The organism is Thermomonospora cellulosilytica, assembly GCF_014138835.1.
Taxonomy (GTDB): domain Bacteria; phylum Actinomycetota; class Actinomycetes; order Streptosporangiales; family Streptosporangiaceae; genus Thermomonospora; species Thermomonospora amylolytica.
In genome coordinates this window covers 6781867-6795378 of sequence record NZ_JACJII010000001.1, presented here as the reverse complement: position 1 = coordinate 6795378, position 13512 = coordinate 6781867, and the positions used below count along the sequence as shown (strand labels likewise).

At 73.4% G+C, this 13512-nt stretch carries 13 protein-coding genes and 2 tRNA genes; 11 read left to right on the top strand and 4 right to left on the bottom strand.

Features of this window, described 5'->3' with window-relative positions:
* The first annotated feature begins 46 nt into the window (after positions 1-46).
* Both HNR21_RS31925 and HNR21_RS31920 read left to right on the top strand, forming a co-directional pair.
* Positions 47-631, top strand: a complete 585-nt coding sequence (locus tag HNR21_RS31925) for a M48 metallopeptidase family protein (protein ID WP_182708060.1) — start codon at positions 47-49, stop codon at positions 629-631.
* Entirely contained in the window at positions 628-1263 is a 636-nt protein-coding gene (locus HNR21_RS31920) for a glycosyltransferase family protein (RefSeq protein ID WP_220500378.1), read from the top strand. Before HNR21_RS31925 ends, HNR21_RS31920 begins: the two co-directional genes overlap by 4 nt.
* Here the strand turns inward: HNR21_RS31920 and HNR21_RS31915 are convergent.
* From HNR21_RS31915 to HNR21_RS31905, 3 genes are read right to left on the bottom strand one after another with little or no spacing between them, the layout of a single operon-like run.
* Positions 1257-1808: an NUDIX hydrolase gene (locus tag HNR21_RS31915; RefSeq protein ID WP_246442399.1), complete on the bottom strand. Its 552-nt coding sequence runs from the start codon at positions 1806-1808 to the stop codon at positions 1257-1259. The genes HNR21_RS31920 and HNR21_RS31915 overlap by 7 nt on opposite strands.
* Complete coding sequence (locus tag HNR21_RS31910) at positions 1805-2053, bottom strand: hypothetical protein (protein ID WP_119729017.1); 249 nt, start codon at positions 2051-2053, stop codon at positions 1805-1807. The genes HNR21_RS31915 and HNR21_RS31910 overlap by 4 nt, the downstream gene beginning before the upstream one ends.
* Positions 2050-3420, bottom strand: a complete 1371-nt coding sequence (locus HNR21_RS31905; RefSeq protein WP_182708059.1) for a zinc-dependent metalloprotease — start codon at positions 3418-3420, stop codon at positions 2050-2052. Before HNR21_RS31905 ends, HNR21_RS31910 begins: the two co-directional genes overlap by 4 nt.
* A gap of 82 nt (positions 3421-3502) precedes the next feature.
* On the opposite strand from HNR21_RS31905, the gene HNR21_RS31900 reads away from it, so the two are divergent.
* The gene (locus tag HNR21_RS31900; protein WP_376766634.1) at positions 3503-4615 is read left to right on the top strand and encodes an NAD-dependent epimerase/dehydratase family protein; all 1113 of its coding nucleotides are present in this window, start codon (positions 3503-3505) and stop codon (positions 4613-4615) included.
* 46 nt (positions 4616-4661) lie between these two features.
* Here HNR21_RS31900 and HNR21_RS31895 read toward each other — a convergent pair whose 3' ends face one another.
* Positions 4662-7592, bottom strand: a complete 2931-nt coding sequence (locus tag HNR21_RS31895) for a UPF0182 family membrane protein (protein WP_182708058.1) — start codon at positions 7590-7592, stop codon at positions 4662-4664.
* A 131-nt stretch (positions 7593-7723) separates the two neighbouring features.
* Between HNR21_RS31895 and HNR21_RS31890 the strand changes: the two genes are divergently transcribed.
* The 8 genes from HNR21_RS31890 to HNR21_RS31855 all read left to right on the top strand — a co-directional run bounded on the left by HNR21_RS31890 (position 7724) and on the right by HNR21_RS31855 (position 13455).
* Positions 7724-8278, top strand: a complete 555-nt coding sequence (locus tag HNR21_RS31890) for a PPA1309 family protein (protein WP_182708057.1) — start codon at positions 7724-7726, stop codon at positions 8276-8278.
* 10 nt (positions 8279-8288) lie between these two features.
* On the top strand, positions 8289-8711 hold the full coding sequence (locus HNR21_RS31885) for a molybdenum cofactor biosynthesis protein MoaE (RefSeq protein WP_182708056.1): 423 nt from the start codon (positions 8289-8291) through the stop codon (positions 8709-8711).
* A gap of 311 nt (positions 8712-9022) precedes the next feature.
* Entirely contained in the window at positions 9023-10075 is a 1053-nt protein-coding gene (locus HNR21_RS31880; protein ID WP_182708055.1) for a YlbL family protein, read from the top strand.
* Positions 10076-10133: 58 nt separating this feature from the next.
* Positions 10134-10210 (top strand) — tRNA-Met (locus HNR21_RS31875).
* A 60-nt stretch (positions 10211-10270) separates the two neighbouring features.
* Complete coding sequence (locus HNR21_RS31870; RefSeq protein ID WP_182708054.1) at positions 10271-10819, top strand: HXXEE domain-containing protein; 549 nt, start codon at positions 10271-10273, stop codon at positions 10817-10819.
* Positions 10820-10920: 101 nt separating this feature from the next.
* Positions 10921-10994, top strand: a tRNA-Met gene (locus HNR21_RS31865).
* A 303-nt stretch (positions 10995-11297) separates the two neighbouring features.
* On the top strand, positions 11298-11657 hold the full coding sequence (locus HNR21_RS31860) for a DUF3054 domain-containing protein (protein WP_119729024.1): 360 nt from the start codon (positions 11298-11300) through the stop codon (positions 11655-11657).
* A 148-nt stretch (positions 11658-11805) separates the two neighbouring features.
* Positions 11806-13455 (top strand): AMP-binding protein, encoded by a 1650-nt coding sequence (locus HNR21_RS31855; protein ID WP_182708053.1) that lies wholly within the window; start codon positions 11806-11808, stop codon positions 13453-13455.
* The last annotated feature ends 57 nt before the right edge of the window (positions 13456-13512 follow it).

Sequence of the window (13512 nt, the reverse complement as noted above, 5' to 3'; positions counted from 1 at the left end):
CGATGACCCCCTGTGGAGAAAGCAAAATCTCGGATACCGTCTACCTGTGCCGCCCCCCAATGTCGAGGTCCGCCGGAGCGCCCGTCGGCAGCGGACCGTCTCCGCCTACCGTGACGGTGACAAGACCGTGGTGCTGCTTCCGTCCCGGCTCTCCAAGGCCGAGGAGGAGCGCTGGATCGCCACCATCCTGCAGCGGCTCGCCGAACGCGAACGCCGTCGCAGGCCCAGCGACGCCGCCCTCCTCGCCCGGGCCCAGGAGCTGTCCCGGCGGTACCTGAACGGCTCCGCCCGCCCGGTCAGCGTCCGATGGGTGGACAACCAGCGCTCCCGCTGGGGCTCGTGCACCCCCGACGACGGCACCATCCGGCTGTCCACCCGGCTGCGCGGCATGCCCGCCTGGGTGGTGGACTACGTGCTGGTCCACGAGCTGGCGCACCTGCTCGTGCCCGCCCACAACAGCCGCTTCTGGGCGCTGGTCGCCAACTATCCCAAGGCCGAACGCGCCCGCGGCTACCTCGAGGGGGTCGCCGCCGCGGCCAACCTGCCGATGGCCGGCCAGGAGGACGACTGCCATCCCGCCGGCGAGGACGGCGGCGAGACCGGCGAACTGGCGCGCGAGGCCGCCGGGTGACCACCCGGTTCGCCGCCGTGCTGTCGGTGCCCCCGGCCGGCCGGATCCGCCTGCCCGGCATCGACCCCGACGAGCTCCGCCTGGCCCTGCTCGAGGACGTCTACGAGGTCGTCGCGGGACTGGAGCACGTCCATCCCGCGCTGATCCTCCATCCCCCCGACCAGCCGGACGCCGAGGCCGTCACCTGGCCCGGCACCCCGATCCTGCGCGAACCCGGCCCGATCGCCGCCCTGCGCGCCCTGCACGAACTCGGCGCCGACGAGGCCGCGCTGGTCGTTCCGGACGCCCCCGACCTGCCCCCGCTGCTGATCGGCAAGCTGTTCCGGGCCCTCGGCGCCGCACCCGCCGCGGCCTGCCCCGCCACCGGCGGCGGCCTGGTCGCCCTCGCCGTACGCCTCCCGGCGCCGGACTGGCTGACCGAGGCCCTGCCCGCGCTCGGCCCCGCCTTCGACGACCCGCAGGCCCTCGCCGCCCTGCGCGCCGCGGCCCCGCGCCCCGGCCTGGTCCGCAAGACCCCCGGCTGGCATCGCCTGCGCGAACAGGCCGACCTGGGCCGCCTGGACCCGGGCCTGGAAGGCTGGGAGAACACCCGCGCCCTGCTCGCCGGTCACCCCCTGCCCACCACCTACTGAACGTTCACCGCCCGGGCCACCAGGCGGCGGAGGGCGTCGTCGGTGGGCTCGGGGAGCGCGTCGACGGGGAACCAGCGCAGGTCGTCGGACTCGGCGCTGATCCGGTGCTCGGCCCCCGCCGGGGCGATCGCCACGTACTGCACGTCGAGGTGGTACAAGCCCTCGGGATGGCAGCGGACGAAATGACGGTCCACCTGCACCGGGACCGGATGCAGGCGCAGCCCCGCGATCCCCGACTCCTCGGCGGCCTCCCGCAGCGCGGCCCCCGCCAGCGAGGAGTCGCCCGGCTCGCAGTGCCCGCCGAGCTGCAGCCACGCCTTGATCTTGCCGTGCAGGGTCAGCAGTACCCGCGTCCGCGACTCGTCCAGCACCGCGGTGCTGGCGGTGATGTGGCCGGGGACGCACTCCCGCCACACCCCGTCCGGATGCCGGTCCAGATGGCGCAGGAACTCCACCCGCAACCGGTCCTGCCCGGCGTCGGGCGCGCGCCAGCCCGTCAGCACCCGCATCGCGTCGGCGTGCAGCCCGCCGTGCACCGGCGTCATGCGCCGCCGATCAGCCGGCGGCGACGGCGTTCCTGCTCGTGCGGGCGCTCCCAGCGGACCGCGCCGGCCGCCGCCCGCACCGCGCGCGGCGGATGCGCCGGACGGCCGAACGGCTCACCGTGCGCGGACCGGCCGAGGTCCCCGCCGACCACTCCCGGGCAGCCGCCGCCGTGCCGGGTCGAACGGCACTGGTCACCGCGGCCGAACCGGCGCCTCAGCGCGCAGTGCGCGCTCCAGACGCTCAAGACTCCTCCGGGGAGTCGCCGTCGTCCTTGGAGTCCCCCTTGGAGCCCCCGTCGCCGAACTCGTCGGTCAGCTTCGACAGGTCCAGATCCGACAGCCCCGACGTCTCCGGGCGGCCGTGCACGAACCCGTCCGGATCGTCCAGGTCGTCGGCGGTCGGCATCAGGTCGGGGTGACCCCACACCGCGTCCCGGCCCTCGACCCCGCGCGCCGAGGTCAGCGCCCGCCACAGCGCGCCCGCCTCGCGCAGCCGGCGCGGCCGCAGCTCCAGGCCGACCAGCGTGGCGAACGTCCGTTCCGCGGGACCGCCGGTGGCCCGGCGGCGGCGGACCGCCTCGGCCAGCTTGACCGCGCCCGGCAGCCGGCCGGCGGCCACGTCGTTGACGACGGTGTCCACCCAGCCCTCGATCAGCGCCAGCGCCGTCTCCAGCCGGGCCAGCGCCGCCCGCTGCTGCGGGGTCTCTTCCGGGGCCAGCGAGATCTCCCCGCCCAGCGCCCGCTGCAGCGCCTCCGGGTCGGACAGGTCCAGCCCGGTCACCGCCTCCTCGATGCCCGACAGGTCGACGGTGATGCCGCGGGCGTACTCCTCGACCGCGCCCAGCACATGCGCGCGCAGCCACGGGACGTGCGCGAACAGCCGCTGGTGGGCGGCCTCGCGCAGCGCCAGGTACAGCCGGACCTCCTCGGTGGACAGCTCCAGGCCCTCGCCGAACGCGGCGACCCCGGCCGGCAGCAGCGCGCCCACCCCGTCCGGGGCCAGCGGCAGGCCGATGTCGCTGGAGCCGACCACCTCGCGGGCCAGCGCGCCGAGCGCCTGCCCGGCCTGCCCGCCCACCATCGCGCCGGCCATCTGCTTGACCATCCCGATCAGCGGGCCGGCCATGGCCTGCATCTCCTCGGGCATGGGGCCGCCGCCCAGCGCGCCGCCCATCGAGTCGACCATCCGGGCGGCTATCGGGTCGCAGATCGTCGCCCACACCGGCAGGGTCTGCTCGATCCACTCCGCACGGCTCCAGGCCTGCGGGGTGCGGATGCCGGCGGGCAGCGTGGTGCCCTCGTCCAGCCACAGGTCGGCCAGCCGCAACGCCTCCACCACCTGGGTGCGTTCGGCCTCCACGACCGAGGGATCGCCCTGCTCGGCCACGGTGTGACGGGCGATGTTGCGGGCCAGCTCCCAGTTGAGCGGGCCGCCCGATCCGGACGCGGCGGCCGCGGCCCCGCCCTGGATCATGTCGGCGAAGCGACGCAGCATGTCAGCGAACTGCCGCATATCCCCGCCCATGGCGGAAAAGGGATCGGAGGGCTTGCCGGACGAGGGGTCGTCGCCCTCGTCGCCCGGCCGGTTGAAGCCGAAGGGCAGATCACTCATCGGGACGCCCCCAAGCGGCATGATGGGACCATACGGCCACGTTAGTCGGTCCTCGGCACGACGCGAACTCAGGAAGGGGGCGCTGGCCTTGACAACCGGGAAGGTTCGCCCTCGGCGTAGCACGGGCCCGGTCGTCGCCGTCACCGGCGCCGCCACCGGAGCCGGCAGGCTGCTCGTGCGGCGGCTGGCGGGCAACGCCGACGTCCGCAAGGTGGTGGCGATCGACGGGCACCGGGGGGACGTGGCCGGGGTGCTGTGGCGGGTCGCCGACGTCCGCGATCCGCTGCTGTCCAACCGGCTGGCGGACGTGGACGTCCTGGTCCACCTCGACATCGACCGTTCGCCCGACGGCGACCCGCGGGAACGCCGCACCTACAACGTGCGCGGCGCGCAGACCGTGGTGACCGCGAGCGCCGCCGCCCGCGTCCGGCACGTCGTGCTGGTCACCAGCGCCATGGTGTACGGGGCGGCCCCCGACAACCCGGTGCCGCTCTCCGAGGACGCCCCGCTGCGCGGCGAGGCCAACTCCAGCATCGTCGGCGACTTCCTGGAGATGGAGGAGGTCGCCGCGCAGGCGCCGGTGACCCACCCCGGCCTGCGCGTCACCGTGGTGCGCCCCGCCGCGCTGGTCGGCCCCGGCATCGACACCGTGGTCAGCCGCCACTTCGAGGCCCCCCGGCTGCTGGCCGTCAAGGGCTGCGCCCCCTGCTGGCAGTTCTGCCACGTCGACGACCTGGCCTCCGCCCTGGAACAGATCGTCCTGGACACCGGGGCGGCACGGGCCTCCGGCGCCCCGCCCCGCGTCGTCGGGGTCGGCTGCGACGGCTGGCTGGAACTGGAGGAGGTCGAGGAGATCACCGGCAAGCGCCGGTTCGAACTGCCCGCCGCGCTCACCTTCGGCACCGCCCAGCGGCTGCACCGCCTCGGCATCACCCCCGCCCCCGCCACCGACCTGCACTACGTGGCCTACCCGTGGGTGGTGGACTGCGCCGCCCTGCGCGCCGCCGGGTGGAAGCCCGCCTACGACAACGCCTCCGCCCTGCGCGCCCTGCTGGAGGAGACCGCCGGCCGCCACGCCGTCGTCGGCCGCCGCGTCGGCGGCAAGGAGGCCACCATGGCCACCGCCGCCGGCGCCACCGTGGCCGTCATAGGCGCAGCCGCCGCGGTACGCCGAGCACGCAAGCGCCGCCGCTAGCCGCTCACGAGAAAGGGGCCGCCCTCTGGGAGGACGGCCCCTTCGGCTAGTCGGTCGGTGTGGGACTCGGGGTGCCCGGCGTCGGGGTGGGGGAGGGGGTCGACGGGCGGTTCTGCTGGTTCTGCTGGTTGGCGGCCTGCTGGGCCTGGGCCAGGCGGTTCAGGGCGTCCTGCAGGCCCTTCTGCGCCTCGCCGTAGGCGGCCCAGTCGGGCGGGTTCTTGGCCAGCGCGTCCTGACCGGCCTTGAAGTAGCGCTGGGCGTCGGCCAGGGCCTGCCGGATGTCGCCGCTCAGGTCGCCGTCGTCACCGTCACCGGGCGGCGGCGGGGGAGTGCCGCCGCCGGGGGCGGGGGTGACCTCGGTCTTGAAGAGCTGGGCCAGGGCCTGGTCCAGGGTCGTGCCGGCGGCGACCTTGTCGCCGAAGGCGACGAGGACCTGGCGGAGGACGGGGTAGGGCTCCTGCTCCGAGCCTCCGGCCGCCTGGGCGTACATCGGCTCGATGTAGAGCAGGCCCCCGGCGAACGGGATGGTCAGCAGGTTGCCGGGGACGGTCCGGGTGCCGCCCTGCCGCAGCTTGAACAGCACGTCCTTGACCGCGGTGTCGGCCTCGAAGGCGTTCTGGATCTGGCCGGGGCCCTGCACCAGCGAGTTGCGGGGCAGCTCGAGGATCCGGATGCGGCCGTAGTTCGGGCCCGGGGTGGAGTCCACCGCCATGAACGCCGCCAGGTTGGGGCGCCCGCGCGGGTTGAACACCGTGGTCAGCGAGAACTGCGGGGCCTGGTCGCCCGGCAGCTTCAGGCTCAGGTAGTACGGCGGCTGCTTGCGGCCCTGCGCCGTCGGGTCCTGCGGGACCTCCCAGAAGCCCTGCGCGCCGTAGAACGCGTCGGGCTGGGTGACGTGGTAGCGGGCCAGCACCTGCCGCTGCACCTTGAACATGTCCTGCGGGTAGCGGAAGTGCTCCATCAGCTCCGGCGGGATGGAGCTCTTGGGCTGGACGGTGTTGTCGAACACCTTCATCCAGGTCCTGGCCACCGGGTCGGACTCGTCCCACTGGTAGAGCCGCACCGTGCCGTCATAGGCGTCCACGGTGGCCTTGATGGAGTTCCGCATGTAGTTGACGTGGTCGTTGGCCTGCCGCGCCACCGCCGACCGGGTGTCGGTGACGGTGTCGCGGGTGGCGTCGCCCAGGCTGATCCGCTCCGAGTACGGGTAGCCGTTGGAGATGGTGTAGCCGTCCAGGATCCACAGGATCCGGCCGTTCACCACCGCCGGGTACGGGTCGCCGTCCAGGGTCAGCCACGGCGCGACCCGCTGCACCATCTCCCGCGGCGTCCGGTTGTACAGGATCCGGGCGCCGTCGTTGATCGCGCCCGACAGCAGGATGTTGCGGTCGGAGAACTTGGTGGCGAACAGCAGCCGGTTGAAGAACCCGTCGACCGGCACGCCGCCCCGGCCGCTGTAGGTGGTGTTCTTCTGCCCGGCGGGGCTGTCGTCGGGGTAGTCCAGCTCCTGCTGGCCCCGGCCGCCGACGATCGAGTAGCTGTTGGACCGCTCGCCGAAGTAGATCTGCGGCCTGTCGATCCGCAGCGCGCCGGTGACGGGCATGTCCTTGGTCACCCACTCGGGGGTGCCGTTGGCCGCCAGCCGCTCCCCGTACCCGGACACGAAGCCGTACCCGTGGGTGTAGACCAGCCGGTCCTTCACCCAGCTCTGCTGCCCGGCGGGGGCGCCCGACAGCTCGCGCACGGCCACCACCGCGTCGCGGGTCTGTCCGTCGATCCGGTACCGGTCGACGTCCAGCACGTCGGAGAAGCGGTAGAAGTTACGGCCCTGCTGGAGCTGCTGGAACGTCTCGCCGACCACGTTCGGGTCCAGCAGCCGCACCCCGGTGAGCTGCTCGGCCTCCGAGCCCAGCCGGCCCGGGTCGGCCTCCGGACGCGCCCCGTACGAGGCCACCTGCGTCCTGTCCACGCCGAACGCCCGGCGGGTGGCCTCGATGGTGCGCTGCAGGTACTGGCGTTCCTTGGCCAGCTCGTCGGGCCGCACCTGGAACTGCTGGATCAGCAGCGGGTACACCCCGCCGATCAGGATCGCCGCCACCACCATCAGGGTCAGCCCGACGCCCGGCAGCATCATCCCGCGCCGCCAGATGTTGACCAGGAACAGCACGGCGCAGATCACCGCGATGACCGCCAGGATCGTCTTGGCCGGCAGCACCGCGTTGACGTCGGTGTAGCCGGCGCCGCTGACCACCCCGCGTTCGGAGTTGGCCAGCCCGTACCGGTCGAACCAGTACGCCACCGCCTTGAGCAGCAGGAACAGCCCGACCAGCACCGACAGGTGGACCTTGGCGGGCGGGCTGGCCTTGTCGCCCGGGCCCTGCAGCCGCAGCCCCCCGTACAGGTAGTGCACGACCAGCGCCACCAGCAGCGACAGGATGATCGTGGCGAACAGGAAGCCCAGCACCAGCCGCACGAACGGGTAGGTGAAGACGTAGAACGAGATGTCCTTGTCGAACTGCGGGTCGGTCTGGCCGAACTTCGTGCGGTTCAGGAACGCCAGCCACACCGGCCACTGCCCGGACATCGACGAGCCGGTCATCAGCGCCAGCACCGTCACGACGGCGATGCCGATCAGCCGCCGGTGCGGGTGCACCGCGGTCCGGTAGCGGTCCAGGCCCTGCTGCTCGACCGACGGCAGCCGGTACGGCGGGCGCAGCCGGTAGGCGATCACCATGTTGGCGCCCACGACCAGCGCCATCAGCAGGCCCGAGCCCACGAACAGCCCGATCCGCGCCCACAGTTGCGTGGTGAAGACCGAGGAGAAGCCGACCGACCGGTACCACAGCACGTCGGTCCATATCGCGGTGAACAACAGGTAGGCCACGACCAGCGCGGCCAGCGCCACCAGCACGGGCAGCAGCAGCCGGGTCCGGCCGGTGCCCAGCCGCCGGCTGAATCCGGGAGTCCGGAAGGTCACGGGTCCCTCCGCTTCGTCGCTCGGCCCGGCGGCACGGCGCGCGACGCGCCCGCCTGACCACCGGTGTTTCTATGCAACTTATCGAGGAGCCCATGGGTTCCCGTTCCCGAACGCGGTCGAAAACGGGAAGGATGGGCGACGTGACACGCTTGGAAGAAGTCGTCCTCGATCTGGAGCGGCACGCCGTGCAGGCCGGGTGGGACGCCCCGCCCCGACTGTACGCGCTGGTGGAGAGTGCCGAGTTGCGCCGCCGCGAACCGGCCCTGGCCGAGCGGCTCGGGCTGGCCGGGGACCGGGACACCATCGCGGCGCTGGAGCAGGGCGAGCTGCCCGACGCGGGGTCCATCGAGGAGACCCTGGCCCGGATCGCCTGGCCGGAGTCGGTGGCCGGCTGCGCCCTGGTGATCGAACGGGTGGTGCTGCCGCCCGGCGCCGAGGAGGAGATGCCCGAGGACGAGGCCGCCGCGCTGGAGTGGGCCGCCTCCCATCCGCAGCGCGAGGACGTGCGCATGGTGGTGGGGGTGCTGCGGGACGGCGAGCGGCACTCGGCGCTGCGGCTGCGCCGCCACGACGCCGACGACGAGGTGCTGTCCGGCCCGGACCTGGTGCCCGCCCTCGCCGACGCGCTGGCCGCCACCCTCGAACCCGACCTCCCGGACGTACCCGACACCGGGCCGCGCGGGTAGCCTTCCCGGCGTGGACGTCATCCGGCTGGTCGGGATCCGGGAAACCCCCCTGTCCGTGGACGAGGTGTTCGGCGCCGTCGGCGATGCGGGCGCCGGGGGCACCGCCCTGTTCGTCGGCACGGTCCGCGACCACGATCACCAGCGCCCCGTCACCCGCCTGTCCTACAGCGCCCACCCCACCGCCGAGCGCGAGCTGCGCACGGTGATGGAGAAGGTCGCCACCGAGTTCCCGGTCCGCGCCATGGCCGCCGTGCACCGCGTCGGCGACCTGGAGATCGGCGACCTGGCGGTGGTGGTGGCGGTGTCCTGCCCGCACCGCGCCGAGGCGTTCGCCGCCTGCCGCCGCCTGATCGACGACCTCAAGTCCCAGGTCCCCATCTGGAAGCACCAGCTCTTCGCCGACGGCACCGACGAGTGGGTCGGGGCGTGTTGATGGCCGCGGCAGAGCCGCGGCGGCTCGCGGACGTGTTCATGGCCGCGGCGGAGCCGCGGCGGCGAGCGGGCCTGGGGACGCGTGGTCGTTCGTCGTCGCGGGTCAAGATCGCTCGTTCCTCGCGATCTTGAACCGCTCCTCCTCACGACCACGCGGGCCCGCTCGCGGTGGCCTTCAGGACCTTCGGGTGCAGGGGCTTCGGGGAGTGGGGTGGGTCGGGGTCTTTGGGGTGTTGGGGGCTTGTGCGGTTCTTGGGGCAAGCGGGGTCAGACGGGCATGCCGGGTGCCGGGTCCCGGATAGCCTGAGCGTTATGTCTCGCCGTGCAGCGACGTTGGTCGTCGCGAGCTTCCTGATCTTCGTGCTGGGCGTCGCCGGGGTGCTGATGCCGGTGCCGTACGTGGCGCTGATGCCGGGGCCGACGTACAACACGCTGGACAGGAGCCGGGACGGCAAGCCGCTGGTCAGCATCGAGGGGCGGCGGGTGTACGAGGACGGGGGGCACCTGAACTTCACGACGGTGGCCTACCGGGGCGGTCCGGGGAACCGGATCGACCTGCTGACGGCGCTGCGCGGCTGGCTGGACGGGGACACCGCGATCGTTCCGGAGGAGACCGTCTTCCCCGAGGACGAGACGGTGGAGGAGGTCGAGCAGGAGAACACCCGGCAGATGGCCGACTCCCAGGAGAAGGCCGTGGTGGCCGCGCTCCGGGAACTGAACATCGCGGTCGGGGTGCGGGTGCTGGTCGACTCGGTGCAGAAGGGGATGCCCGCGGAGGGGCTGCTGCGACCCGACGACGAGATCGTCGCGGTGGACGGGGCCCGGGTGTCGGGGGTGACCGCCGTCACCGAGAAGATGAGCGCCCGCAGGCCGGGGGACCGGGTGACGCTGCGGGTGCTGCGCGGCGGCAGGGAGCAGGACGTCACGCTGACCACCGTCGCCTCCCCGGACGGGAGCCGGCCGCTGGTCGGCGTCGTGCTGGGGGAGACCTACCGGTTCCCGTTCAAGGTGACGATCACGGTGGGCGACGTCGGCGGGCCGAGCGCGGGGCTGATGTTCTCCCTGGCCATCGTGGACAAGCTCACCCCGGGGCCGCTGACCGGCGGGAAGTTCGTGGCCGGCACCGGCACCATCGACACCGACGGCACGGTCGGCCCGATCGGCGGCATCCAGCAGAAGATGATCGCCGCCCGGGAGGCCGGCGCCACCGTCTTCCTCACCCCGGCCGACAACTGCATCGACGCGGTGGCCGCCGCCCCGGACGGCCTGCGGCTGGTCCGCATTGAGAACCTGGACGGCGCCATCTCCGCGTTGAACGCCCTGAGCACCGGCAAGGGCGAGGCGCCCTCCTGCACCACGGGCTGAGCCGGCGAAACGATTTGGCGGCGGACCCCTGGTGCCTCTACAGTGAACGTGCACCCGACGCGGGGTGGAGCAGTTCGGTAGCTCGCTGGGCTCATAACCCAGAGGTCGCAGGTTCAAATCCTGCCCCCGCTACCAGTCCAAGGGCCGGTTCCCCAGGAACCGGCCCTTGTCGCTGTCCGGCGCGAGGAGGGCGTGATGGCCGCTGTGCCCAGGTCGGTGACGTGGGGCCTGCTGGCCGCGTGGGCGGTGCACGACCTTGAGGAGCTGCTCACCATGCCCGCCGCCTCCCGCCGCGCCGCGGCCGGTCTCCGCGCCCGCCATCCCCGGATCCCCGAACGGGTCCTGCGCGCCGTCGAGATCTCTCCCGCCCACGCCGCCGTCGCCATCGGCATGATGGGCGGTGTGATGGCCGCGGCGTCGTTCGCGGGCGCTCGCAGCGGTGGCCGTTCGGCGTTCTACCAGACGGCGCTGGCCGGGTTCGGCTGGCACACCGTCACGCACCTGGCGCAGTCCGCCGTGCTCCGCACCTACACCCCGGGCGCCGTGACGGCCCCGCTGGTCGCCGCCCCGTTCGCGATCTGGGCGCAGCGGAGGCTGAAGGCGGCGGGCGTGCCGCTCCGCACGAACGACTCCCCCGGCCCGGCCCTGTGGCTGTTCCCCGCGACGGCCGCCGCCTGCCACCTGACCGGGCATCTCGTCACCCGCCGTCTCCGCGCCTCCCGGCAGACCGCCGGACGGTCGTGACCGTGCCCGCGCAGGGGCGCGGACACGGCGGCGTGACGCGTCAGGGGCCGTTCAATCGGTTTGCGCAAGGGATGGCGGCCCCATAGAGTTGGGGACATCGCCGCGGGGTGGAGCAGTTCGGTAGCTCGCTGGGCTCATAACCCAGAGGTCGCAGGTTCAAATCCTGCCCCCGCTACGGAGCTGGACCCGGCTGGTCGCAGGCTTTGCCTGCTTCCCGCCGGGTCCTTCGCTATTCCGCCCGGGGGGCGACCCCCGGAACCCCCGATGTGGGGGCTCCGCCCCCACACCCCCGGGGAGACTGCAGGGTCCTTGGTATCGAGAAGGCCGGGGGGTTATCGAAAAGGCCGGGGGCTTTGGAGGGGGCGATCGGCTGGGGCCTCGCTCGGGGGTTGAGAGACCATAGGGGCGATGGGGCGGGGGCTCTTGGGGGTGGCCGGGGGTTTCCGGGGGTTTCCGGGGGTGTGGATAGCCTCGGGGCATGCGTGTTTGGGTTGCCGGGTTGCTGGACGTCGTCGGGGTGGTCGTGTTCGTGGCGATCGGGCGGGCCAGTCATGACGAGTCCGGGACCCTGGCCGGGATCGCCTCGACGGCGTGGCCGTTCCTGGTGGGGCTGGCGGCCGGGTGGGCGGTCGTGCGGGCGTGGCGGAGGCCGCAGGCGCTGTTCCCGGCCGGTGCCGGGGTCTGGGCGGTGACCGTGGCGGGCGGGATGGCGCTGCGGGCGGTGTCCGGGCAGGGGACGGCGCTCGCCTTCGTGATCGTGGCGACCCTGTTCCTGGCGCTGGTGCTGCTCGGATGGCGGCTGGTGGCGCGGCTGGTCGTACGGCCTGCGGCGGCCTGACCGGCCGCCGGGGCGCATTGGTGGATCTTGGTGGATCGGCACGGGACGGGCGGGTGCTCGCTGTGGGTTCGTCCGGTTGACGGGCGGCGTCGGCGCTGGTGAAGTTACCCCGGAGTCACCCGGGTGCGGGGTTTCGGGAAGGGGCGGGATGAGCTCAGCGCTGCGCGAATGGCTGGACAAGCCGCAGGCCGACCGTGGTGTCCATCTGGCCGCCGAGGACGGCGGCTGGGAGTACCGCGACTACCCGGCGCTGGCGTCCGCCGCCAAGCGGACCGCGGCGGCGCTGATCGAGGCGGGGGTGCGGCCCGGCGACGTGGTGTGCGTGGTGCTGCCCACCGACTTCACCTGCATGGAGACGTTCTTCGGGGTGTGGGCGGCGGGTGCGACGGTGTGCCTGATCACGCCGCCGCTGTTCCAGGACGGCGACGACTACGTGGCGCACGTGGCGGCCATCCTGCGGCAGGCGCGGCCGGCGCTGACGATCGCGTCCGCGGACCTGGCCGGGCTGATCGGCCGGGCGCTGGAGGCGGCCGGGATCGGCGGGGAGCCCTGGGAGCCCCGGCAGGCCGACCACGAGGCCGACCTGCGGCCCACCGGGGAGCTGGCGCTGCTGCAGTTCACCTCCGGGTCCAGCGGCGAGCCGCGCGGGGTGATGGTCACCTGGGACAACCTGGAGGCCAACCGCGAGCTGATCGTCCGCACCGCCGACTTCCAGGACGGGGACGAGATCGCCTCCTGGCTGCCGCTCTACCACGACATGGGGCTGATCGGCTGTTTCATCACCCCGATCACCCGGCAGGGGCCGCTGCGGCTGATGCGGCCCGACCAGTTCATCCGCGACCCGGCCCGCTGGGTGCGGTGCTTCGCGACCGCCGCGCACACCGCCGCGCCGCCGTTCGCGTACGCCTACGCCGCGCGCCGGATCAAGCCGGAGCAGCTCGAGGGGGTGGACCTGTCGGGCTGGCGGACCGCGATCATCGGGGCCGAGCCGATCGACCCGCACGCGCTGGAGGCCTTCGCCCAGCTGGTCGGGCCGTTCGGGTTCTCCCGGCACTCGTTCAAGCCGGCGTACGGGATGGCCGAGGCGACCCTGCTGGTCACCGCGGACAACGTCGCCCGCGACCCGCTGGCGGTGCGCCCGGACCCGCAGACGCTGGCGTTCGGCGAGCCGGTGACCGTCCTGGAGCGGCGTCCGCTGGGCCCGGAGTCGCTGGGCGCCAAGTCCGGCTGGGTGGTCGGCACCGGGACTCCGGAGCAGGACGTGCCGGTCGTCATCGTCGACGACGAGGGCCGGGAGCTGCCGCCCGGGCATCTGGGCGAGATCGTGGTCGGCGGGGCGTCGGCCTGCCCGGGCTACTACGCCGGGGCGGAGGGCAAGTCGACCAGGTTCGCCGGCGGCCGGGTCTACACCGGTGACGCCGGGTTCTTCCACGACGGGCAGCTGTTCGTGCTGGGCCGGATGGGCGACAGCATCAAGGTCCGCGGGCGCAGCGTGTACGTGGAGGACCTGGAGGCCCGGGTCGCCGAGATCACCAGGCTGGGCAAGGGCCGGATCGTGATGGCCGGGGTGCCGGGGGCGGGCACCACCGGGGTCGCGCTGTTCGCCGAGACCGGCGCGGCCGAGTGGGAGCCGGAGGTGCGCGAGTTCCTGCGGCGGCGGCTGGGCGGCGACGTGCGGGTGACCATCGTGATCGGGTCGGGGCTGATCCAGCGGACCTCCAGCGGCAAGCCGCGCCGCCGGTACATGTGGGAGCGCCTGCAGGCCGGCCGGGTGGAGGGCGCCCGGGTGCTGGAGTGAACCCCGGGGACAGGGTGGTAAGTAATTCCTTGCCTACCTATGGACTCCGGTCCGCCC